We start from the raw sequence: 26,502 nt of genomic DNA, 5'->3' as shown, positions 1-26,502 counted from the left end.
AATATTTTCAGTATTAAAAGTTTACGTTCAGGCCAACGGAAAGCGTGCGTGGGCGCGGATAATAAGCGCGATCGATGCCTACATCCAGTGGATCGCCGTCATTACCGTCACGCATGCCCACTTCCGGATCAAAGCCATCATACTTAGTAATGGTAAACAGGTTTTCTCCACCTGCATATACCCTTACTTTAGCGATACCCCATCTTTTCAGCAGCGATGGTGGCAGGGAATAGCCCAGCTGCAGACTGTTGAGGCGCAGGAAGCTACCGCTCTGTATAAAGCGGGCGGAAGGCCGCATATTGTTGTTGGGATCGAGCATGTTCACACGGGGTTCTTTATTCGTAGATCCTTCACCGTTCCATGATTGTTCCTTATCCGGCGCGAAGTAGTTGGAGATACCGGAGGAATTGGTATAGTGTTTCCAGCCGGTATAGATCTGGTTTCCGCCGCGGCCACTGAGGCTCAGGTTGAGGTCAAAGTTTTTATACCAGAAAGAAGCGGACAGGCCGTAAATACGGGTAGGCCATGGGTTGCCGATATAGGTCTGGTCTTTGTCGTCGATAACGCCGTCTCCGTTCAGGTCTTTGTAACGGATATCACCCGGGGCTGCGCCGGGTTGTTTAGCCGCCTCATCTACCTCTTTCTGATTCTGGAAGACTCCATCGGTCACATATCCGAAGAACCCGCCAATAGGATGGCCTGCCATGGTTTTACTTACTTTCACGCCGCTGGTGATTTCACCCGCAAAGAAGGCCGCGCCATCGTTCATCAGGCTGGTTACCTTATTGTGGTTGATAGCATAGTTGAGGGAGATGTCATAGCCGAAGTTTTTCTTTTTGTTGCTATGGAACCCAATAGTAAACTCGAAACCCTTGTTCACCACATTACCACCGTTTACATAAGGCGCTTCCGAAACGCCTACAGAGGCCAGGATGGGCAAACGTACCAGGATACCGGAAGTAGCGCGATGATAATAATCCGCGCCCACGGTGATACGGTTATCAAACAACGTTGCATCCACGCCGAAGTCTGTTTCCTTCGTTGCTTCCCATTTCAGGTTCATATTACCGATACTGGAAGGTGTGGCGCCGAGCCATATTTCCTGTTCCTTGCCGCGGCCAAACGGATAAGGGATGTTTACCTTCAGGGTAGAAACGGTTGCGCTGGTAGACAACGAGCTTTCATTGCCCAGGGAGCCCCAGCCACCGCGTAGTTTGAGGTCGTTGATAAATTTCACGTTGCGGAGGAAAGGTTCATTGGACAAGCGCCATCCCAGCGAGAAAGAAGGGAAAGTACCAAAACGGTTGTTGGCGCCGAACTTGGAAGATCCGTCGCGGCGTACGTTCACGGTGGCCAGGTAAGTGTTCCGGTAGCTGTAGTTCAGCCGGCCGAAGTAGGACAACATGCCCCACTCGTCGCCGCCACCGCCTACATTCATACCGGACGAAGCCAGGTCCAGGTATTGCAGCGAGCGGGTCAGACTGGCATCAGCGGGGAGGTTTTGCCCATAGGCACGGATATACGAATCATAGGAATGCTGTGCCGTTACGCCGAGCAGTCCGTCGAAATGATGTTTACCGAAGCTACGGCTGTAGTTCAGCGTATTTTCCCAGGCCCAGTCCGTACCGTTGGACGCTTGTTCTTCCAGGCTGCTCACATCTTCCTTCTGCGAATTACTTACAAAATATACGGGGATATAGGAACGCTCGCGGCCATTGCCTACGTTGATATTAAACTGCGATTTAAAGTTCAGTCCCGGTAGCAGGTCGGCCTGTGCGTATACAGACCCCATCAGCAACCATCTTTTATTGAGGCGCTGAATATTTTCCACTGCCGCTACCGGGTTGTAGGTGTTGGCAAATGGCGACACGCCATAGCTGCCATCATCATTTTTTACCCGCACCGTAGGCGACATCTGGATAGCAGTGCTGATAATACCTCTGGCGTCACTGTCGTAGTCGGAGATGCTGTTTCGGGTGGTAAAAGCGTAGTTCAGGTTTTCACCGAACTTCAGCCAGCGTTTCAGCTGGTGGGTACTGTTCAGCGACACGCCTGTTTTCGTATAGTCTGTTCCGATAACCGTACCTTTCTGTTTCAGGTAACTGGCGCTCATACGGTATACCGAGCCTTCCCTGCCGCCCGAAAACGCCACTTCATATTTGCTCACCGGCGCGGTTCTGAAAATAGCATCCTGCCAGTCGGTGCCGTCGCCGTAACTATCGGGGTTATCGAATACCGGCGCTAACCCGCCTGCCGCCAGGGCAGCGTTGTAGTACCGGGCGTAGGCAGCTGCTTTCGTCAGTTTGAGTTTTTTATACACCTGCTGCATGCCGGTAAACGTATGCAGGTCTATTTTCATGGCGCCGGCGCTGCCTTTTTTGGTCGTGACCAGCACCACGCCGTTGGCGCCACGGGAGCCATAGATCGCAGCAGCGGAGGCGCTTTTCAGGATTTCTACCGACTGGATATCTTCCGGGTCGAGATTATTGATATTGCCAAACGGGTTACCATCCACCACATACAACGGATCGCTGTTATTGATGGTTCCTACGCCACGGATACGGATCATCATACCCGTTCCCGGTGCGCCGGAGTTATTGGAAACACTTAAGCCCGCTACTTTTCCCACCAGCGCCTGATCAAGACTGCCGACAGTCCGGTTGTTGATCTGATCACCGGCGATGGAGCCTACTGATCCCGTGATGTCTTTTTTCTCCTGGGTACCGTAGCCGATCACCAACACCTCGTTCAGGGCGCTGGAGGCTTGTTTCATGACGATGGAGAGGTCCCGGGTCTTTCCTTCTTCTACCTGCACTTTCATGATCCGTTGCGTAGCAAAGGAAATAAAGCTCACTTCCAGCGTATATACGCCGGGATCTGCCACCAGGCTGAAGCCCCCCTCCCCATCGCTCACCGTGCTTTTATTCAGCTCCGGAATGCGAATACTGGCCCCGGGAAGGGCATTGCCCTTTTCGTCCGTTATTTTTCCGGAGATCTTTCCCGGATTTACTTTCACGGGTTTTATCTCTTTCACAATAACGACCGTTTGGTTCATCATTTCATAGCGGTAGCCGCTGTTCCGCAGTAAACGGTGCAGGATATCGCTGAGTGCCATATTGTTGAAGCTGGTTTCAGCGACCGTTTTTTCGTCCAGTGCAGCCTTATCGAAGGCAAAAGATAATTTGCTGGCAGCAGACAGTTCTGAAATCGCCGCAGCCAGTGTTTTACCCTTCAGCCGGATCTGCAGCCGGATATGGCTCAGGTCCTGGGCAGCACCGGCGCCAGCCTGTAAACAAAGCGTCCCGGCCATCATAATACCTAGTAGCAGTACAGAAACTCTCATAAGATGTTTAATGGACCCCGAAAGGTTTTTTTTCATAATTTCGAATCGTTTAAATGGTGATAAACTGTTTGAATACTACGATATTCACAGACCTTCCCGGGAACTGAATACCGTGTTGAATGATCGACGGAAGTTGTTTGCAGCAGCTTCCGTTTTTATTTTAATAGATGCTGATGATATCTCCCTGAATGCGGTAATGTGTTTGAGTCACGCTACAGATGATGCGCATCACGTCGTCAATTTTGTTGTTGGTCATGATGTTCATAGAAAAGCGCACCTTGCGGACATCCGTCCGTTTGGATTGCAGGCGGTAGTTAAAATTATGTTCCAGTACCGACGCCAGCTCATCGAACGAAACGCCGTCCAGGCTGATAGTTCCCTGTCTCCATGCATTGGCAGCGGCGGCATCTTTTGTTTCGGTATGATAGGTGTGGTCAGGCTTATTGTAGGTCAGCTGCTGGTCGGGCAACAAGGTCGCCAGTGTATTACCGCCCATTACAACGCCTACTTTTCCCGTTGCTACATTGATACGGATATTTCCGAGTTCAGGATAGGCCCTGATATTAAAAGAGGTGCCCAGCACCACCGTGCGGATCGTGTCCGTATGTACGACGAACGGCCGTTCCGGCTGCGTGGTTACATTAAAGAATGCCTCGCCTTGTAAGTATACATCGCGGTAGCGGCCTTTGAAACCAGCGGGATAACGAAGGGTACTGCCTGCATTGAGCCATACCTCACTACCATCTGCCAGCGTTACTTTCAGCATTTTACCTGCGGGCGAAACGCTGCTGAGCAATATTGTTTCGGGCTGCGGAACAGTTTTCGTTTGTCCGAAGAAGTATGCAGCTCCGGCGAGTCCGAGCAGTACCAGTATGGCCGCTGCCATCCGGAAGAGCGGCATCGTTTTTCTTTTGGGTACCGGCGCCGGCAGGTCGGGCATCTCCGCTGTTATCTGCTGATAGATACGGTTACGCAGCCGGGCACGCACCAGCGCTTCCTCCGCCTCGTTCAGAAATACAGGCATGGCCTTGTTATCAAAGGAATTATACCAGGCATCCAGCCGGGCGGTTTCTTCCGGCGTGCAGTTTCCCTGCGTTTCTTTCTGTAGTAAATCGAGTAATTCGCGTTTGTTCACCTGCGGTCTTTATGAACATACTCGAACAACGTGTAAGGATGTACCGGTCCGTTTTAAGGCTTAACATTAACGTAACATTGGTCAGGGCCGGGTTAACAGCGCGGTAGTGACAGCAATGATGGTATAGGTACCGGCGCCGTTGGCGAGGTTATACTGGTGGAGTGCCTTACGTATTCTTTTGATAGCCGCGCTGATCTGGTTTCTCACCGTTTGATGGGAGATCGCCAGTTCATGGGCAATTTCCTCATTGGATAGCATACCTTTCCGGCTCATCAGGAAAACTGTTTGCATACGTTCCGGCATGCTGCTGATTTCATTTTCCAGTACTATTTCCAGCTCTTTATGCATCAGCTGCGCATCGGGGTTGGTGATATAACGGGGAGCCGTAAACGCGGCATTTCTCTCAAAGGCTTCTTTCAACAAATTCTTCCGGTAAAAATCGATGATTCTTCCTTTCAGGGCTTTATGGAGGTAAGCGCGGATAGATCCCTCACTGGTGATGATAGCCGGATTTTTCAGCAGCGAAAGGAACAGTTCCTGCAGGATATCTTCCGCATCTGCCGCAGGTACGCGCCTATAGGCTGTTTCATACAGTTCTTTCCAGTACAGTTCATAGATTTCATCAAAATGAGGCCGGTTGCCTGTTTTGCTATCTGGTCCGCGCATCCTGCTTGCAGTTAGGTGTTTATAAAGCAACCGCAAAGCTCTGGTTTGAAAGGTAAAGTAGTAGCAGTTTACAATAATTTAATGTAGGGCAGAACCGTTACATAAAAACAAAAGGTGATACCGTTACACCGGTATCACCTCTGTCAGCAATAGCTTTAAGCAGATTATAACGTAGAAGTAGGTTCATCAGTATGCGTTACCGTAGTATCGCCTTCCAGTTCTTTCGCTTCTTTTTTACGACCAAAGAATTTCTTCACCACTCCCGCCAGGGCAGCAAATCCCAGGAGAATAAATTTCCAGCCGGCTGCCAGGAATTTCAGGAGCATGGCAAAGAAACCTGCTTTCAGGAGTACTTTACCGGCCACCAGTCCACCGATGGTCCATGCTGCTACGTTATCGATCTTAGGATCAAAATCAAAGTAGGTATTACCTTCCGTGAAAGTAGCCATGTGCAGTACTTTATCGATGTCGGCCTTTACCAGGGGCAGTTCACGCATGGTACATACCGCATTCAGCGACAGGATACCGTGGCGGCCTAAAATACGGATCTGGTAATTCAGTGTATTGATGTCATCGTTGTCACCGAAATGAATTTCCTTAGCCCAGTGCAGTACTTTGTTTTGCTTGTCGTAGTAAGGCTTTTGGGCCCATCCTACCAGGTGAATACTGGGATACCCTTCTTTTGCACGCTGTACGTTTTCCTCCTTCTCGTCTTTCTGGAGGGTTTTCAGCATATCGTCGTAGTTGATCTTTTCAGCATCATCATCTTTTACATAACCCACATCCTCGTATTCTACGATGAAAGCATAGCTGCTATCAGCGAAGGGGTCTGAATTTTCAGGGAAGATCATACCGAGCGTATTGGCCGCATTGGCTTCAGGATTCCCCCAAAGCTTGGTTAATACGTATTTGCTTTGTTCCTTGTTGAGGAACTTAAATCCTGCAGGGATCTTAATTTCCGCCTTACCACCGGGCAATTTAATAACACCGGTTTCATACTTCTGCGCATGGCGGATAGAATCCACTACATGATTGATCTGTTGTTGGGAGACGTCTACAGAATCTCTTCCGGGGTCTGCTTTCAGGGAAAGGGCTACAAACAACAAACTAGCCAGGGATAGGTACTTTAACATAAATGAATGAATATTTGGGCAGCAAAAGTGCGATAATTTTTCTAAAAAAGAAAGTGGATGCCATAAAAAACCGGCCGGTATTGGGGTGTACACCTACCATCTTATCTAGTAATATAACTCCCGCCATGGAGTAAACGTTTTCTATCAGGACACGGAGATTAACTGAAGATAAAATTTATACTTCTTTCCTTTCTACCCCCTCAAACTGAATCCCAAAAGATTTTGTGTAAACCGCCATTTGATCCGGGATAGCTTCGTTATTCTCCAGCCAATCCAGTTGAATCTCCAGGGGTGCTCTGTCATCCACAAAAAACAATATCAGGTACACGAACAGGCCTCCCTCCGCGATCTCTTTCCGGATAGCATAGCTCCGCAAAGAATGCCAGCTGTAAGTATGCTTTTTGTATAGAATGCCTTCCTGGTTCAGTTCCAGTACCAGGGAGTGTTGAATAGCGGTCCAGCTACAGCCAATGCAAGCTATCAAACCGATCACCAAAAACAGCCAGCCGAAAAAGGAGCCTACACTTCCACTTACCAGCCAGTATAAGCCCTGGCATGCAGCCAGAAGCCCAATAATTGCCGACACAGAATAGCCGACGCGGTGTGTTCTGAATTGTACGGTGGAGGGTTCCATGCAAAGGTATTTTCAGTAATATACTGTAATTAATCCTCTTAATAGAGCATTATGATGCTGTAAAATGCTCATCGGAGTGGATAACATACCGCCAGTTTCGCTGGCTTCCCTCCCAATAATGGCGCTTTTTATTGAAGTCCCCATATGATAATTCCGGTTGATCCCAATCAGAAAAAAGAAAGGAAAACCTACGGGGAAGGTGTTGGTTTCCTGGCAATGCCGTTTCAAAAGAAAACGGGGCTACCCATTGCTCCGTCGTCCCTCCCCTTCCCCATATCATAATGCCACTAATCCGCAGGAGATCATTTTCTATTTCAACATGGGTTAACAGGCTATCATCCATCCACTTTGCATGATCCCATTCAGCCGTATTTTCTTTCAACAGGGATTCCAATACTCCCGCCAGGAGGAAAGAAGTATCTCCCATTATTTCATTATAGTATACCAGTGTTTGTTTGTCAGACACAATACTATCCAGGTGTTCATCGATCTCCTGAAACAGCATTCCGATGAGTTCTTTTGTTGGCTTCATACTTTATTTGTCTCTTTTATATGGTCTACTCCTTCGCCGCAAATCCCTTAAAGTTAAATTGGTATGTTGTATCTTTCTTCTTTAAGATCAATAAATGCGAGAAAGCCGGTTTAATGATGGAATCCCCTATAGCCGCTGTATTTTGAAAATGGTTTGACTCGTTGGGAAGGAAAATGTACTTTCTATTATTATTGATATATATGGCAACTCCGGTACTGGTTGAACGAAATGCGGTTAATACACCCTGAATACTACTTTCATTGAATTGCTTAAAATGGGTATTGTTTACCCATCGTCCATATGACAGTATTAATATCCCGCCGGCTAAACCGGCCAAAAAAAGGTATAACAATGATCTAATGCTCTTCCACATAAAATATTCATGATGATAAAAAAGAAAGCCAATTTAAAAAAAACAATCAGGTCGCGGAAATACTTTCCTTATTTAATGAAGAATTGCCCTGAAAGAGCATTTACGGCTGTCTCCTCCAGGGCAATTCCTCATTCATTATAAAAGTATCAATAATCTTTCAGCGACGCCACTTCCCTGCGAACCGGCTCAAAGAAGCCCACTTCTTCCGCATACCGGATCATCAGGTGCACTTTCTCTTCATCGGGGTATGCCCATCTGAACTTCATTTTTTTCAGGATAGCATTCGTTGCCTCATAACATACCTGGTATGGATGTCCCATATCCTGGTTATCATCGCCAAACAAGTCGGCTTGCAGGAATAACCGGTCTATCAGGTCTTTTTTAGTTTTGTAGGACTGTAGCATCCGTTGCAGATAAGTATACACGTTGGTCAGCTCCATATCGTAGCCGTAACTGTTCAGATAAGCTACAAATTCGGCAGCAGAGAGCAGATGCGGATTACGGACATGATAGTTCCTGTTCAGCAATGCCGGCTTATCAAAAATTTGCAGTATCGCAGCAGACACCTGGTCGATATTAGACAATTCCAGCTCATTGAACTCTTCCGGCATCACCTGGAAGGAAATAAATCCTTTGATCTGGTTATAGAAAGCGTTGTTGTCAATATTCTCCTGGAACCTGCCGGTAGCCGAGTGGAATGACAGGTGGCCTACACGGTAGATATTGACCGCTACCCCTTCGGCTCTGGCTGCATCCAGCAATCGCTCCGCTTCCAGTTTACTCTTTGCATAGAAGTTGGGTACTGCCTGGCCTTTGAACAGATCGGCTTCGGTATACAGATAATCGGCGCTGCCTTTTTCAGCCATACCCGCCACACTGGTGGTAGAGATATGATGGATTACCTTCGTTCTTCCTATTTTGCAATAATCCAGGATCGTTTGTACAGAACGGGTATTCACGGCTTCAAACTCACTATAGCTGCCGTAATGTTTTACGTTGGCTGCTGTATTCAGGATACAATCCGTTTCAGCCATCAGCGCCTCAAACGCGGCAGTATCCATTCCCAGCTGTGGTAAAGCAATATCTCCTTTCCGTACCTGCAACTTCGTTTGGTCTTTGGGCAGAGGCTTGCCAAAGTAAAAGGCATACTTTTCCGACAACCGGCTGAAAGCCGCTTCATCGCTCTCAGCCCGCACCAGCACACATACCGGCGTATCATTTCGCTGAAGCAGGTCATACAACAAGTGAATACCCAGGTAACCGGTAGCTCCCAATAGTAAGATCTGCTGATAGGTAACCGGACTGCTGACATCCAGCTGTTGCCAGGCTTTCACTTTTTCCAGATAAGGCTGTTGCTGTATTACCATCAACTGCTGTCTATGCGCTGCCTGCGCCTCCATGGCCTCCTGGTCCACCTGTGCCGGATCAAACCTCGACATTAATGCCGCCAGTTTATTTTTGAAGTGATCCTTTTCATAAATCACATATTTGGAGATACCGGCGATGGTAGGATGTTGGAAGAGATCATTAATGGAGACCTGGAAATCCACTTTCATCTTGGCTATCAACCGGATGGCGGTGATGGAATTACCACCCACCGCAAAGAAATTGTCGTGTATGCCTAACTGTGGCAAGTTCAGCACCTCCTTCCAGATTTCCAGCAGCTGTTCTTCAATTTCGTTGGCAGGACCAGCATCCTGCAGCTGATCGTCGAGCATCCCGGATACCGGCGATGGCAGCCCTTTCCGGTCAATCTTACCATTAGGCGTCAGCGGGAATGATTCCATTTCTATCATCACCGGCGGCACCATAAAGTCCGGTAATTTTTTCTTCAGATAGGCCGTGATAGCGTCTTTATTGAACTCATCCTGCGGTATCACGTAGGCTACGAGCAGCTTATTATCATGTTCCCCTCCTTTCACGACCACTACCGCTTCGTTCACCAGCTCGCATTCCTGTAGTACATTTTCTATCTCACCCAGTTCAATCCGGTAGCCGCGCACTTTCACCTGTTCATCGATGCGTCCCATGTATTCAATGCTTCCATCCGCCAGCCAGCGGCCCAGGTCGCCGGTACGGTACATCCGGGTTTCATCGTCTCCCGTAAAAGGATTGATGACAAACTTTTCCCTGGTCAGTTCGGGGCGGTTGAGGTAACCACGGGCCAGACCGGCACCGCTTACACAAATCTCTCCCGCCACGCCTATCGGGCACAGTCCACCATGGATATCCTGGATATACACCTGCATGTTAGCCACCGGCTTTCCGATGACTACCACGTCATCTTCCCGGATAGGGTCAATGGTCATGGTGGTGCAGATGCTGTTTTCCGTAGGTCCGTACGCGTTGATCAATCTCACTCCTTTGGCCTGCAGGTATCTTCCATCCTCTCTGTTTAACGGTTCCCCACAGGATACAATGGTTTTCACCCGGCTCAGCATTTCTTTCATGCTATGCAGATAAGACGGCGGCAAAAACAATACGTCCACTTTTCGTTTATTGATCAGCGCTGCAAATCCGGCGGCGGACATCAGGTCTTCTTTACGGGGCAGTACCAACGTAGCGCCCTGCGACAGCGTGCCGAATATCTCCATACAGGAGGCGTCGAAGCCGATAGATGCGAACTGCAGCACGCGGCTTCCACTGTCTATTTGTAACAGCTCCTGCTGACACACCAGGTTCACCACACCGCCATGCTCAACTAACACGCCTTTAGGTTTACCGGTGGAGCCGGAAGTATAAATTACATAAGCCAGATCATTGGCGGCCGGGGCATCCGGCAACGCCGCTACCGGGTATAGGCCGGCGTCTGTAACCATTACCCGTGCTATACCAGCTGCGGCGTTTCCCAGCTTTTCGCTGACAGCAGGACTGCTAACCATTATACTTGCGGCGGTATCCTCAAGGATATACTGTATTCTATCCGCCGGATATTCAGGATCTACCGGTACATAAGCACCGCCGGCTTTCATAATGCCAAACAGACCGATAATCATTTCCGGTGAGCGTTCCATACATAAAGGCACCAGGCTACCCCGGCCAACACCTTTATCGCGCAGGTAGTGCGCTACCTGGTTAGAACGTTCATCCAATTCCTTGTAAGACAGGGTCGCATCCTTAAATAGTAAGGCCAGGGCATCCGGGTTTGCCGCTGCCATGGCGGAGAATAAGCCCGGCAGCGACATACCCTGCGGCACTGCTGCTACCTGGCTGTTAAAGTCTTCCAGCAGCTGCTGTTCTTCTGCTGCATCCAATAACGGTAACGCACATATGCGGGTAGCAGGTTGCAGGGTCACGGAACGCAGCAGCTGCTCAAAATATTTACCTATTCTTCTCACTGTATCAGGATAGAACAAATCCGTACTGTATTGAATAATCAGGGAAAGCCCTGCCGCGGTCTCCTTCAGACAGAAGTTAAGGTCGAATATGGCGTTGATATGATCCAGTGGCTCCTCTGACAACTGCACCGCGCCTAACGTCAGCTCCGGAATATCCGGTGTATTCTGTAGTACCAACATCACCTGGAACAAAGGACTGCGGCTCATATCGCGCTCAGTCACTACTGCATCCACTATTTTCTCAAACGGCACTTCCTGGTATTCATAAGCGCTGAGTGTAGTTTGTTTTACCTGTTGCAGCAGGGAAAGGAAAGCGGGATTACCAGCCAGGCTGCTGCGCAGGGCCAGGGTATTGATAAAGAAGCCGGCCAGACTTTCCACTTCCTGGCGTGTACGGCCGGAAATAGGGCTGCCCACACAGATATCATCCTGCCCGCTGTAGCGGTACAACAACACATTGAGGGCTGCCAGCAGGGTCATAAAAAGGGTTACTCCTTCCTGCTGCGACAAGGCCAGCAACTGATCTGTCAGCTCCCGGTTGAGTTCCAGGTATTCCACCGCGCCATCTCTGCCTTTTACAGCTGGTCTCATTTTATCGGTTGGCAGCTGCAATGGAGGCACCGCTTTCAGGTTCTCTTTCCAGTACAGCAGCTGCGCTGCCAATACCTCGTCGGACATATATTTCCGTTGCCAGATGGCATAGTCCGCATATTGTATGTCCAATGGCGGCAACTTCACCTTTTCTCCGGTAGCATATCCATTGTACAGGGCAATCAGTTCTTTGAACAGGATACTGATAGACCAACCATCTGATGCAATGTGATGCATGTTCATCACCAGGATATGGGTCGTATCGTCCAATGCAATGAGGTGTACCCGCAGCATGTATGCTTTAGTGAGATCAAACGGTTTCCTTATCAACGTATGTACGAGGGTGCGATAATCCGCTATTGCCTGTTGGTGACCGCGCAGATCTATTTGTTGCAGTTCCCATTGTTGTGCGGGCAACAGCTGCTGGCCGGAATGCCCGTCCTGCTGCACAATAACAGAGCGCAGTACCTCATGGCGGGTCACCAGGTCCCGGAAGGCATGGTCCAACGCAATTTTATCGAGGGCGCCGTTCATCCGCAATACGACCGGCATGTGGTACTGAACACTGCCTTCCATCTGATCAATGAACCACAAACGTTCCTGGCTATACGACAATGGAATCAGTTGCGGCCGTTGCTGTGGTGTTACCGCCGGCAGCAACCAACCTTTACCGTGCTGGCGGATAAAGGCCGCCAATCGGGCGACCGTAGGATGGGCAAAAATGGATTTCACGGCCACTTCCACCTCCATCTGTTTACGCAAGGCCGACTGCAAGCGCATGGCCAACAGCGAATGACCTCCCAGTTCAAAGAAATTATCATGCACACCCACTCTTTCCACCTGCAATAAAACGCGCCAGATATCCACCAGCTGTTGTTCCGTGAGGTTACGTGCAGCCACATACGTAGCTTCCCCGAGCGCGTTCAGGTCCGCTTCCGGCAACGCGCGTTTATTGATCTTACCATTATTGGTCAATGGAAGTTCCGGTAAAGTAATAAACAGAGAGGGGATCATATAATCCGGCAGCCTGGACTGCATCCAGGTGCGCAGTTCCTCTTTTCCGAAGTGCCGCTGCGGCACTACATAGGCGACCAGCCGCTTATTACCGTATTGATCATTTTTAACCAGCACCACACATTGCGCCACCAGGTCACATTGTCCCAATACACTTTCCACCTCACCTATTTCTACACGGTTGCCGCGGATCTTCACCTGATCATCCTTACGCGCCAGGTAGTTGATATTACCATCCGGTAACCAGCAGCAGACATCGCCGGTTTTGTACATGCGGCCGCTCCCGGTTGCATCAAACGGATCGGCCATAAAACGCTCCGCTGTTAGCTCCGGCAAATGCAGGTATCCTTTCGCCACCTGTACGCCGCCGATAAACAGTTCTCCCGGCACCCCTACCGGACAAGGATTGCCATTGGCGTCCAAAATATATAACCGGGTGTTGGCAATCGGTTTACCAATAGGCGGTAATACCCGTTCGGTATAATCTTCAGGCTGTACCGTATAAGCGCTCACTACATGCGCTTCCGTAGGTCCGTACTGGTTATACAGGCGGGTGTTGCCCTTTTCCAGGAATAACCGTAGGTCATGGCTCAGCTTGAGCTGTTCACCGGCTGTAATCACTTCCTGTAAGTATTGCGGATAGATACCACTTTCCTGTGCGTATTCCACCAGGTTTTTCAGCACCACATAAGGCAGGAACAGGCAATTGATCTTTTCCGCATTGATCTGTTCCATCAGGATAGCCATGTCTTTCCGGCGTTGTTCGTCCACCAGGTGAAGACTGCCACCGAAGCTGAGTGTAAAGAATATCTCCTGGAAGCTCACATCGAAATTGATGCTGGCAAACTGTAGTATACGTTTAGGCGTAGTGGTATCAATTTCCTGTTGTTGCCAGCAAAGCAGGTTAAACAAAGCCTTGTCGGGCATCTCCACGCCCTTTGGTTGTCCGGTGGAACCGGAAGTGTAGATAAGATAAGTTAGTTTGTCCGGAGAAGTATGACGGCTGGGGTTGATGATAGGCTGCCCTGACAAGATATCATCCCCGGCATCCCCTGATAACACCAGGATACGCGCAGCTGCAATATCAGCCGGCAGGAGCTGCTGAGCCACCGTATCGGTGAGCATCAAAGTAAAGTTGGTATCGGAGAGAATATAACGGATACGTACCTCCGGATAAGCCGGATCTACCGGTACATAAGTGGCGCCAGCTTTCAGGATGCCCACAATAGCGATAATCATCTCCTGTGAGCGTGACATACAAACGGGTATCAGTGTATTTTCCACCACTCCTTTCTCCAGCAGATAATGGGCGAGTTGATTGGCCCTTTCATTCAGCTGCCGGTAGGTATATTGTGCCGGCCCAAAAACAACGGCGGTAGCATCGGGTGTTTGCCGGACTTGTGTTTCGAACAGGTCTATCACCGCCATGTCACCGGGATACATACTGGCCGTATCGTTAAAGGTTTGCAATAAGTGTTTTTCTTCCCCGGCTGTGAGCATCGGTAATGCGCCTATCTGCCGGGAAGGTGTCGCCACGACTGCTTCCAGGAGTACCAGGTAATGTTCCATCATCCTGGCGATAGTGGTCTCTTTATAGAGATCACTGCAATACTCCACCCGGAAACGCAGACCGGTATCAGTAGTGGTGACATCCACCGTCAGATCGAATTTGGCGGTGCTGTTAGAAACAGGCTGTATGGTTACCTGTACGTCATCCAGCTGCAGGTCCGGAACTTCCGGCAGGTTCTGTAAAATAAACATCACCTGGAACAGCGGTGTACGGCTCATATCACGGTCGTTCACCACCGCTTCCACTATTTTCTCAAACGGCGCATCCTGGTACTGATATGCCTCCAACAGCGTAGCCTTTACCTGTTTGAGCAGGGACAGGAAATCGGGATTACCGGCCAGGTTACTGCGCAGGGCAATGGTATTCACAAAGAAACCAATCAGCGGTTCTATGGTTTGCTGCGTACGGTTGGCAATAGGGCTGCCTACGCAGATATCTTCCTGTCCGCTGTAACGGTATAACAACACCTTGAAAGCCGCCAGCATCGTCATGAACAGGGTAGCCCCCGTTTGCCTGGACAGCTGATTTAATCCGGCAGTGAGTGCGCTATCCACCTCGTAGTACAAGGTATTGCCGCGGGTACTTTGCGTGGCAGGACGCGGGAAATCCGTGGGCAACTGCAGCGTAGCGGTATCATCCAGTTTTTCTTTCCAGTAAGATAATTGCTGGTCGAGCAGGGCTCCCTGTAAGTGATGCCTGTGCCACAACGCATAGTCCACATATTGTACCGGCAATGGTTCCAGTTGGTGCGGCTCTTGCCGGTGCGCAGCTTCGTATAGCCGTATCAATTCCTTGAGCAATATGGATACAGACCACCCGTCGGACGCAATATGATGTTGTACTATAACCAGGAAATACTCATGGGGAGACAGTTGTACCAACTGTACACGCAGCATATAATCTTTAGCCAGGTTAAAAGGCTTATTATAACTATCGGTTATTTCTTCCAATATCTGCTGAAGGTTGGCTTCCCCGGTCCTATCCAATACCGGCAGCTGCCATCCGCCGGCAGGCAGGATATGCTGACTAACAATCCCTTCTTCTTCCAGAAAAACCGTACGCAGCGCCTCATGCCGGTCTACAATTGTTTTCAGGGCGGCCTCCAGTGCGCTCAGGTCCAGGTGGCCCTCCAGTTTTAACACCAGCGGCATATGATAGGCCACACTGCCCTCCATATGATCTATAAACCACAGTCTTTCCTGGGCAGAAGAAAGTGGCAGCTTACCTTCCCTTGGAGATACGGTAACAGCCGGCAGCACGGTACCCGGCTGCTGACGGCGGATATGGTCCGCCAGCGCAGCCACCACCGGGTAAGTGAAGAGGTCGCGTATGGGTATCTCTACTTCCAGCTCACGGCGTATAGCAGATACCACCCGGGTCACCAGCAGGGAATGCCCACCCAGTTCAAAGAAATTATCGTATATACCTACCCGTGATACTTTCAGTAATTGTTGCCAGATACCTGTCAGCGCGAGTTCCGTAGCATTACGCGGAGGCACATACGCCGTAGCCGGCATCATCGATTGGTCCGGTTCGGGCAAGGCGCGTTTATTGACCTTACCGTTGCTGGTCAGCGGCAGCTTTTCCAATGGCATCAGGACAGCCGGTACCATGTATTCCGGCAACAACTGTTTGAGGTACGTTTGTATTTTTTCCTTTTCAAAGGCCCCTGCCGGCACGATATAAGCAACCAGATATTTGCTGCCTTGCTCATTTGTACGCGCCGTTACCACGGCCTGTTCCACCCACTCACATTGCTGCAGTATCCTTTCCGTTTCACCGGGCTCAATACGGTAGCCCCGAATCTTCACCTGATCATCGGTGCGGCCCAGGCAAAGCACGTTTCCATCGGCCTGCCAACATCCCAGATCCCCGGTTTTATATAGTTTTTCGGAACCGTGATGACCAAACCGGTGGGTGATAAAACGTTCTGCTGTCAGCTCCGGTAAATGGAGATAGCCTAAGGAAAGACCCGCTCCTCCTACATAAATTTCGCCGGTAACGCCCACCGGTACCGGTTGACGGCGGCTATCCAGAATATACACCTTCCGGTTGCTCAACGGGCGGCCTACCGGTACCGGGATTTTCACTGCACCTGCTTCTACCTTGTAAGTGATGGAAAAAGTAGTATTCTCCGTAGGGCCGTACCCGTTAATAACGGCCAATGCAGGATAGCGCAGTTTTAACTTACTGATATGTTCTTCTGATAATTTCTCTCCCCCGGCCAGTACCACCGACAAGGTTTCAAAAATACTGATGTCGGTATCGATCAGCTGATTGAACCAGCTGGCGGTAAACCACATCATATTTACATGGTGTGTACGGATTTCGTGTTTCAATACCTCGTTGTCCAGTAGCTGTTGCTCCGGGCAGAGAATGAGGCGGCCGCCATTGAGCAACATTCCCCAATACTCAAATGTAGCAGCGTCGAAAGAAGGCGCACCGGTAGATAACAGCCGGTCATCCGGACTGAAAGAAACATAGTCCGCTCCCTTCACCAGGCTCACTACATTCTGATGGCTGACCATCACCCCTTTGGGGGTGCCGGTAGAACCGGAAGTATAAATAACATAAGCCAGGTCCTGCGGATGGGCGGAGGGTATTGGCGTCAACGCAGTTGTTGTATTCAGCTGATCCAGGCAGATACACTTCAGCGCGGTACCTGTCCGCTCCAGCGCAGCCAGATGCATGCTGTCAGTGAGCAGCAATGTACTGTTGCTTTCGGCCAACATATAACTGATACGTTCTGACGGATAATGCGGATCAACCGGCACGTAAGCGCCTCCTGCCTTTAATATTGCCAGGATAGCGGTGATGAGTGTATCTGAACGCTCCATACAAACAGGCACGCGCATACCAGGCATCACTCCAGTCTCCACGAGGTATTGCGCCAGTTGTGTGGAAGCCGTATCCAAGGCCTGGTAGGTGGTTTCCTTACCTGCAAATACCAGGGCTATTGCATCCGGCGTGTGGGCTACCTGTGCAGCAAAGAGTTCTGTGATACTTTTATCAGCAGGATAAGCAGTATCTGTCTGGTTAAAGCCTTCCAGCAATTGCGCTTCTTCTGCTGCCTTCAACATCGGTAAAAAGCCTACTTCCATAGAAGGGTTATCAACGATGGCGGTTAGCAGTTGTTTAAAGTGCGTGATCATCCGCCCGATCGTCTCCTCCCGGAAAAGGTCCGTACAATATTCCACGCTGCCGGATAATCCTGTTGCGGTCTCTTCCAGCGTAAAATTAAGATCTACCTGGGCAGTGGTATAAGCGATTTTTTCCGGTTGCAGCTGCACTGCGCCCAGGGCATGATCCGTTACCACCGGCATGTTCTGTAACGTGAAGATAACCTGGAACAACGGGCTATAGCTCAGGTCACGTTCCTTCACAACCGCCTCCACTACTTTTTCAAAAGGTACATCCTGATGCTCGTAAGCATCCAGGGTGGTATTTTTCACCTGTTGCAACAGGCTGGCGAAGGTGGGATTATCCTGCAGTTGCGTACGTAAGGCCAGGGTATTCACAAAACACCCGATCAGGCTTTCGGTTTCCTGCCGGGTACGGCCGGAAACAGGAGTGCCCACCGTAATATCTTCCTGGCCGCTGTAACGGTATAACAGCACCTTAAATGCCGCCAGCAATGTCATGAACAAGGTGGTTCCCTCCTGCTGCGACAATACCAGTAACTGTTGTTGCAGGGTGACATCGATATGGAATGGCATAATAGCGCCCCGGTTGGAAAATACAGCCGGACGGGTATAGTCGAGGGGCAACTGTAAAGTGGTTACATCCGCCAACTGCCGGCTCCAATAGGCTTGTTGCTGCTCCAGCACAGCTGCCGGCATATACCTACGCTGCCAGCGGGAATAATCTGTATACTGGATATCCAGTGGTGGCAAAACTGGTAAATGCTGACGATCAAATGCTGTATATAGCCCCGTCAGCTCTTTGAGGAGGATGCTGACAGACCAGCCGTCACCGGCAATATGATGCAGCGTCAGTGCCAGGATGTACTCCTGTTCTGTTAATTCAATTAGTTGTCCACGTAACATATGGTCGGCAGACAAATTAAACGGCGCATCTATCAGGGTTTTCACATAGGCATGCAAAGCAGTAACATCAGCGTAAAGATCGTACCGGCTGACTGTTTCCAATTGCCACCCATCCTTATCCATTACCTGCTGATATGGCTGTTCATCAATAACGGAAATGACAGTACGTAATGCAGCATGCCGGTTGACTATCTCCCGGATGGCTGCTTCCAGCGCCTGTTGGTTGACGGTTCCCGTCAGACGGAATACCACCGGTATATGATATTGTATGCTGCCGGTCAGCCGGTCAATGAACCAAAGTCTTTCCTGGGCAAAGGATAATAGCTGCGGGCCGGTATATGTTTCTGCTGTGATCCCTTGTTGTACAGGCCCTGTTTGTTGAATGATATAGGCTGCCAGTCCTGCTATCGTGGGATAACTGAAGACCGCCTTTACCGGCACCTCCGCCTGCAATTGTTTTCTGATGGCAGATTGCAGCCGCATGGCCAGCAGGGAATGCCCGCCCGACTCAAAGAAATGATCCCGTATGCCAATACGTTCCCGTCCCAACAACTGTTGCCAGATGGCTGCCAGTGCGCTTTCGGTTTCATTACGGGGAGCCATATACGCAGCATCTGACAGAGCGGTATCATCCGGCGCCGGTAATGCCTTTTTATCTACTTTCCCATTGGCCGTGAGCGGCATTGTCTCCACGGCTATCAGGAAAGAGGGCACCATATAATCCGGTAATCTTTCTTTGAGATAGGCCAGTATGGCCTCCTTATCAAATTTGTTTTCCGGCACCACATAGCCGGTCAGGTACCGGTTATGTTGTTTATCTGTCCAAACGGTTACTACGGCTTGTTTAACAGCCGGACAGCCTTCCAGCACCCGCGCAGTTTCACCTGGCTCGATACGGAATCCGCGGATCTTCACCTGTTCATCGATACGCCCCATGTAAACGATGTTGCCATCGGGCAGCCAGCGGGCCAGGTCACCGGTACGGTAAATCCTTGCCACCGGGTTATCGATGAAAGGGTCCGGCATAAACCGTGTCGCGTTTAGTTCCGTGTCCAGGTACCCTTTGGCAACGCCATCCCCTCCAACGTACAGCTCGCCCGTTACTCCTACCGGAACCGGCTGTCCCGCGCTATCCAGGATATACGCTGTCCTGTTTTTCAACGGACGGCCAATCGGTACATTACCGCTAACAGTCGCTTCCTCTATGCGGTAATAAAGTGAGAAAGTTGTATTTTCCGTAGGACCGTATACGTTAGTCAGCGCAATATGCGGGTAAGCACGTCTGAATTTATCAGCATGTTTTTCCGACATTTTCTCCCCTCCTGTCAGCACCTCCTGCAATCTGGCAAATACCGTTATATCCATATCTACCAACTGATTGAACCAGCTGGTGGTAAAGAACATTTTGGTAATACGGCGCTGATAAAGCTCCTGCTTCAATAATGTAATGTCCAGCAAACTGCTCTCCCTGCTTAAAACCACGCAGCAGCCGTTTAACAGCGGGCCCCAGTATTCAAACGTAGTAGCATCAAAGGAAAGAGAGCCGGCAGAAAGAATGATATCGTCTTTTGTCAGCGTAATGTACTCCTGCGACTTCACCAGGCTCACCACATTCTGATGCGTTACCGCTACCCCTTTAGGTTTACCGGTGGACCCAGAGGTGTACATCACATATGCCACTGCCGCCGGCGTTGGTTGTTCTGCCGGCGCATCCACCGGATAATGCAGCAGATCAGGGTTATCATCTATATAAAGTAATTCCCTGTCAACATCGATCGTTTTCCAATCATGGTCAGCTATTATCAGCGGGCTATCACAATCTTCCAGTAACTGTAATATCCGCTCAGCAGGATATTCAGGATTTACCGGAACATAGGCACCACCGGCTTTCAATACTCCCAATACCGCCACTATCAGACCGGCCGAGCGTTTCAAACAGATGGGCACATATGCGCCCGCTTTTACCCCCTTGCTGCGTAGCTGATGTGCGAGCCGGTTAGCCGCTTCGTCCAATGCCTTATATGTAAACGACGTCGTATCGTATACTACAGCGATGGCATCCGGCGTTTGAGCCACCATTTCTTCAAAAAGCGCAGTGATGCTCTTATCTGCAGGATAAGGCAGGGCAGTTTGATTGAATGTATACAATAGTTCTGTTCTCTCAGCCGCCGTCAACAAGGTAATGTCTGAGATGGTATGAACGGGCTGGGTAGCTATTTGTATTAATACCTGTTCAAAATGGGCCGCTATCATCCGGACATGCGCTTCATCGAGCACCGTTTCATTGAATACCAGGCCGATGTCAAGTCCCTCCGCCATCATCACCCGTATGGTGAGTGGATAGTTAGCCTGTTCCTGCACCTGGAAGTGTTGCAGCTGCAGTTTCCAGTCGGGAGATTGCAAGGCTGGATTCACCGGATAATTTTCAAAAACCAGGAGCGTGTCAAATAACTCTTCTCTAATGCCTGTCCACCGCTGTATATCATTCAACGCCGCATATTGATGCTCACGGCTTTGCAGTTGCGCGGTTTGCATCTCCTGCAGCCAGCCGGCTATTGTTTGCTCTCTTGCCAATGTGGTATACAACGGCAGGGTATTGATGTACAATCCAATTTTTTTATCTGCTCCCGGCATTTCATCGGGCCGGCCGGCGACGGTTACGCCAAACATGGCGGTATCCTTACCGGTATAACGGGATAACAGGTACGCCCATACGCCCTGTAACAGTGTATTGAGCGTAATATGTTGTTGTTGCGTATATCTTTCCAGTTGCTGGCGGACCGTAGTATCCAGGTACAGCGCTGTTTCCCGGAAGCGCCCCGCTCCTTTGGTGCGGGATACGGCGGTAGTAACAAAGGGTAACAAACACCCTTCTGCTGCTTCTTTCAGATAACCGCGCCAGTACGCTTCTTCCGCTGGCAGGTCCCTGTCTTCCAGGAAGCGGATGTAATCTCCGAACTCATCTATCTTCAGTGCCGGCAGGGATTGGTTGGTCAGGATAGCTTCGTAGGTCTCCACCAATTCCCCGAGTAATACCGGCAACGACCAACCATCCATCAGCAGGTGATGATAAGTCCATTGCATACGGTATTTATCGTCCTGTAGGCGGAACAGCGTGATACGCATCAGGGGTACTTTTTCAAAGTCCAGTCCCTGCTCCCGGTCTGCGGTCATCCAGGCTTCGAGTGCTTGCTGCTGCGCCGTTTCCGTCAGGTGCCGGTAGTCCAGCACAATGAAAGGCACACTAACGTGATGGTATACACATTGCACCGGGATACTGCAAATCTTCGCATAAAAAGCAGTGCGGAAAATAGTATGATGCTGTACCAGGTGTTCCCAGCTTTTCTGAAATGCCGCCACCTGCAAATGGGGTAGTTCACAACCAAACTGTTCGATGTAGGCGCCACCTTTTTCATCATACAGTCCATGGAACAACATACCCTCCTGTAAACCGGTGAGCCGGTATAACCCGGCAACCCGGGACCTCCTGGAAACGCCTTCTACCGTCGCATCCAGGAACTGGTCCAGTTCATCATTGGTCATAACGGCGCCTAACCCGTAGTCGGAAGGCGAAGTTACCGGTGCTTGCCGGCTACGATCCGCACAGTGCGCGATGATTGTTTGCAGATGATACAGGTAGTTTGCCGCAATGCCCGCTATGGTAGCGGTATGGAAGTGCAGCTGGCTGTAGCTCCACTCTATGACGAGTTCTCCGTCGCGAATCATACTATTGACAGCCAGTTTTTCCGGAACGATGCGTTGCGGCGATCCTCCCGCTTCCAGTGAAGACAGCGATGTTTTAATGGCACGTTGCCCTGTTGGCATGTTATCGCCCTGACCGAGGTAGTTGAAGCCCACTTCCCAGGGTACTGCACCTTGCAGGGCAGTTTGCCGGCCGATATATTTATTGATACCATAGCCGATACCTTTATCCGGCACCTGGCGTAACTGTTCTTTGATGTCTCTGATCAGGCGGCCGGTGGAGGCTCCGGCAGCGGCTTCCAGCCATACCGGGTATTGGGAAGTAAACCACCCGATAGTGCGGTTAACCGCTATACCGGGTGCAATCTCCTCTCTGCCATGCCCTTCCAGGCCAACCAGCACGCCGGCGCCTTTGTTCCAGGCCGTGAGAGTCATTGCCAGCGCGGCCAGCAGAATATCATTCATTTCAGTGCGATAAGCTGCGGGGACCTCCTGTAGCAGGCGGCGGGTAGCTACTGTATCCAGGCGTACCGTTTCTTTACGTATGTCCGATAGGGTTATATGGCCGTTATGTGGCAAATCTGTCAGTAATGGCGTATGTTTTGCCACCACGGCTTCCCAATAACCTTGTTGCCGCTGACCCTGATGACGCGCGTAACCGGTCAGGGCATCATGCCATTGCCGATAAGAGCTGCCTTTAGCTCCCAATATACTGTCTGCTGCTGCAGTGGGTTGCTCCAGTAAACGGTTGAGATCTTCCAGCAGAATACGCCAGGATACGCCGTCTATAGCCAGGTGATGTACCACCAGCAACAAACGGTTGTGCGTTTCTGCAGCAGGCGTTTGTATCAGGGTAGCCTGCAGCAGCTCACCATGGCTGACGTCCAGGCGCATCTGGCATGCTACCACACAAGCCGGGACTTGTTGCTGCCAGGTTTGCTGCTCCCCGCGCAGGTCCTTCATATGTAAAGTAGCCCCGGCAGTACCGTAGGATTGTCGCCATCCGTCAGCATCCTGCTGATAGGAAAAGCGGAGCGCATCATGATATTGTACCAGCTGCCGGAGTGCCGCTTCCAGCGTTACCGGTGACAGTTGTTTATCTGCTTCCAGCAATAGCTGTTGAGTAAACAATGCCGGTTGGCCGCTGCCATTTTCTTCAAAATACCAATGTTGAATGGGCAGTAAACCACATTTACCCGTCAGCAAGCCTTGTTCTCCGTTGTCCCGCTCCACTTTTCTTACGGCCAACAGCTGCGCGAGTGCCGCTACTGTCTGGTGTTTAAACAGGTCTTTTGCTTTTAGTTCATATCCCAGTCTCCTCGCCCGGCTTACTACCTGCATAGAGATAATGGAATCGCCTCCCAGCTCTATGAAATTATCGTATATCCCTACCTGTTGCAGTCCCAACAGTGCCTGCCAGATAGCGGCCAGTTGTTGTTCCGTCTCATTACGCGGCGCTACATACGCCTGTAGCTGGAAGTCAGTTGCTTCCGGAGCTGGCAGCGCTTTTTTATCCACTTTACCGTTGACAGACAACGGCAGTTGTGCCAGCTCTATGAGTACCGACGGTACCATATATTCCGGCAGTGTTTCTTTCAACCGGTTTAATACAGCCGTCTTATCGTAACCGGCTTCAGTAGTAACATATCCTACGAGACGCTTGTTATGGCGCTCGTCCGTCCATGCCACTACCACAGCGTGTTTAACGCCCTTACACTCCTGCAGGGCATGACCGATTTCACCCAGTTCGATACGGTAACCACGAATCTTCACCTGGTCGTCCATACGGCCCAGGTATTCGATATTGCCATCCGGCAGCCAGCGTCCGACATCGCCGGTTTTATACAGCCGGTCGCCTTCGGCGCTGGTCATAAATTTTTCCGCCGTCATGGCCGGCAGGTGCAGGTAGCCGTCAGCCACCTGGGGACCGCTGACATATAATTCTCCCGCTACCCCCACTGGCAAGGTACGTTGCCGTGCATCCAGTATATGTATCTGCATGTTCACCACCGGCTTGCCGATGGTGATCAGTTTATCTCCAGGTTGTATTTGCGCTACAGACGACCATACCGTACATTCCGTAGGCCCGTATTCGTTATACAGCGCCGCTTTTTTTACTTCTTTGAAATGACGCCGGGCCAGTGTCAGCTCCAGTGCCTCCCCTGCCAGGATAACGGTAGACAACGCAGCGCCCCGCAACAGTCCTTCGTCCAGGAGAAACCGGTAATAGGAAGGTACACACAGTATCATATCCGTACGGGTAAGCATTTTTTTCACCGTTTCCGCTTCTTTCAACGTTTCCTCCCGGCATACGATCAGCGTGCCGCCCGTACACAACGTACCGAATATGACCGCTACCGAAGAGTCAAATGAGAAAGAGGGTACCAGCAGCGCCGTACCGGTGTTGCCATAGCAGGCCTTTCTCGCCTGTGTGGAAGCTACCAGCTGCTGATGAGCGATGGTGACGCCCTTCGGATTGCCCGTAGAGCCGGAGGTATAAATCACATAAGCGAGGTGTTGCGGTTGTAAGGCCGTATCTACCGGCGTTACAGGGTACTGTTCCAGTACGCCCGCCAGTTGGCGGACATCGATAATTTCAGCCCTGGTGCATTCATCCAGGGGCAGGCTGTCAGCCACATTACTGACCACCACCGCCGCCCGGGTATCCTGCAGCATAAAGGTGATCCGGTGTTGCGGATAGGCAGGATCTACCGGCACATAGGCACCGCCGGCTTTCAGCACCGCCAGGATGCCGATGATCATCTCTGCGGAACGCTCCATACATACGGGCACGAATGTATTTTCCCGCACGCCTTTTTCACGCAGGTAATGCGCCAGCTGGTTGGCCCTCTCATCCAGCTGCCGGTAAGTGAGCGCGTGGTTTTCGAATACCAGCGCTTCCGCTGCCGGCTGAAGCCGCGCCTGCTCTTCTATCAGTGCATGTATATAAGGATAAGGTGTTAGCGCAACCTTGTTGTTATTAAAAGTAGTCAGCAGCGTTTGTTCTTCTTCCGGCAGGATACTGATTTCTTCCAGCGTATGTTGCAATCCGTTATTGAATTGTTGAATGATATGCCATAAACGTTTCACGAATAAACGTATATCCGTTTCCGTGAAATACGACGGATAATAATCTGCTTTTAGTTGCAGCGGCTGTCCTTCCCCATAGTCGCGCCAGATCAGCTCCAGCGGGTAACGGGTGATTTCGCTGGTCAGTTCCTGTGTAACGGCCTGTATTCCTGCTCCAAAATCCAGGTGGAGATCAAGGTTGGCGTGGTTAACCAGTATATCCACCAGTTGTTCTGTTGTACCGTTGAGTTTCAGAGAGCGGACCAGATCAGCCATCTGGTAATGCTGATGCTGATTGTCATTTTTCCTGGTAATGGCGATATTTTCCAGCAGCGTAGCGACCGTATCGTCTTGTTGATACCCTCCCTGAAATGGCATGATGCCGGAAAACATACCGGCAATTTGCTGTAGTGCTTTTTCCTTTCTGCGGTGGACGGGTGTACCGAATACAAACGTGGAGTGTTCGGTAGTTCTGGCAAAGTAAATAGTGAGCGCCGCCAGTGTCAGGCGAAGCAGATTAGCCCGGGTAGCTTGTTGCAGGTCCTCCAACGCAGCTTTTTCCTTAGCCGTAAATTCCAGGAGGTAACTCTGGCATTGGCGTGGATGGGCGTCTGTACGCCGGTACCGGCGTTCCAGCAACTGCGCCGGCTTTTTATCAATCAGTTTTTTCCAGTAGGCAGCGTCTTCCTGACAGGCATCCGATTGTTGATAGGCGAGCGCCTCACCGGCAGCCGCCACATAGGAAACGGGCGACCAATCCAGGTTTGTTCCATTCAACAACGATTTATATTTACGGGCCACGTACTGGTAACTTGCCGCCAGTCCATAACCGTCATTTATCAGGTGATGATATTTACAGAAATAAAGGTGTTCATCCGGTGCGATGGATAGCAGGTATTGTTCGCAGAGCGCATGTTCTTTCTCCAGCAGGAAAGGTATTTCCAGGCGTTCCCTGATCCATTTTTCCACCGTATCCGGTTGCATGCCGCTAAAATCCAGGCACACTACCTGTTGTGTGGTAAAACTATCGTCTACATAGGCCTGTGGCGCCTGACCGCTGAGGTCGAACCTCATCCGGAATACATCAAATACTGCCGGCAATGTTTCTGCAGCGGCGATAAATTTTTCTTTGTGAAGAGGGCCGGTGAGCCGGGTTACACCTCCGACATTATAAGTGGAGTTTTCGGCATTGATCAACAAATCCATCAGGATATCCCGCTGCGCAGGATGAATGGGTGTTACATGGAGTGGCATGGTCTAACGGTCATTAATTAATGAGGAAATAACTCAGGTATGCACCTGAGTATGCTGTCATTTGTTGTTACAACAAGCCATGGCGATGCTTGTCCAACAGGC

The 26,502-nt window shown here is 50.4% G+C and carries 7 protein-coding genes; all 7 read right to left on the bottom strand.

From position 1 onward, the window contains the following. Nucleotides 1–13 precede the first annotated feature (13 nt). A complete protein-coding gene (locus ICL07_RS22230) occupies nt 14–3,343 on the bottom strand; it encodes a TonB-dependent receptor (protein WP_188090246.1) in 3,330 nt (1,109 codons plus the stop codon). Nucleotides 3,344–3,503: 160 nt separating this feature from the next. Then, the gene (locus ICL07_RS32735; RefSeq protein ID WP_188090245.1) at nt 3,504–4,478 is read right to left on the bottom strand and encodes a FecR domain-containing protein; all 975 of its coding nucleotides are present in this window, start codon (nt 4,476–4,478) and stop codon (nt 3,504–3,506) included. A gap of 81 nt (nt 4,479–4,559) precedes the next feature. Further along, nucleotides 4,560–5,144, bottom strand: coding sequence for an RNA polymerase sigma factor (locus tag ICL07_RS22220; protein ID WP_188090244.1), 585 nt, complete (start codon nt 5,142–5,144; stop codon nt 4,560–4,562). A gap of 164 nt (nt 5,145–5,308) precedes the next feature. After that, a complete protein-coding gene (locus ICL07_RS22215) occupies nt 5,309–6,277 on the bottom strand; it encodes a DUF2167 domain-containing protein (RefSeq protein WP_188090243.1) in 969 nt (322 codons plus the stop codon). Nucleotides 6,278–6,452: 175 nt separating this feature from the next. Next, nucleotides 6,453–6,911: a hypothetical protein gene (locus ICL07_RS22210; protein ID WP_188090242.1), complete on the bottom strand. Its 459-nt coding sequence runs from the start codon at nt 6,909–6,911 to the stop codon at nt 6,453–6,455. Between the two features lie 49 nt (nt 6,912–6,960). Further along, nucleotides 6,961–7,443, bottom strand: a complete 483-nt coding sequence (locus ICL07_RS22205) for a hypothetical protein (protein WP_188090241.1) — start codon at nt 7,441–7,443, stop codon at nt 6,961–6,963. Between the two features lie 519 nt (nt 7,444–7,962). Then, nucleotides 7,963–26,400, bottom strand: coding sequence for a non-ribosomal peptide synthase/polyketide synthase (locus ICL07_RS22200; RefSeq protein WP_188090240.1), 18,438 nt, complete (start codon nt 26,398–26,400; stop codon nt 7,963–7,965). Between the last annotated feature and the right edge of the window lie 102 nt (nt 26,401–26,502).

Source organism: Chitinophaga qingshengii, assembly GCF_014529935.1.
GTDB classification, from domain to species: Bacteria; Bacteroidota; Bacteroidia; order Chitinophagales; family Chitinophagaceae; genus Chitinophaga; species Chitinophaga qingshengii.
Note: the sequence above shows the minus strand (reverse complement) of the source record. Positions and strands in the feature narration are given on the sequence as shown.

Coding starts and splice junctions, on each gene's coding strand:
- ICL07_RS22230 (WP_188090246.1), bottom strand. CDS start 3,343: ATGAGAGTTTCTGTACTGCTACTAGGTATTATGATGGCCGGGACGCTT.
- ICL07_RS22220 (WP_188090244.1), bottom strand. CDS start 5,144: ATGCGCGGACCAGATAGCAAAACAGGCAACCGGCCTCATTTTGATGAA.
- ICL07_RS22215 (WP_188090243.1), bottom strand. CDS start 6,277: ATGTTAAAGTACCTATCCCTGGCTAGTTTGTTGTTTGTAGCCCTTTCC.
- ICL07_RS22210 (WP_188090242.1), bottom strand. CDS start 6,911: ATGGAACCCTCCACCGTACAATTCAGAACACACCGCGTCGGCTATTCT.
- ICL07_RS22205 (WP_188090241.1), bottom strand. CDS start 7,443: ATGAAGCCAACAAAAGAACTCATCGGAATGCTGTTTCAGGAGATCGAT.
- ICL07_RS22200 (WP_188090240.1), bottom strand. CDS start 26,400: ATGCCACTCCATGTAACACCCATTCATCCTGCGCAGCGGGATATCCTG.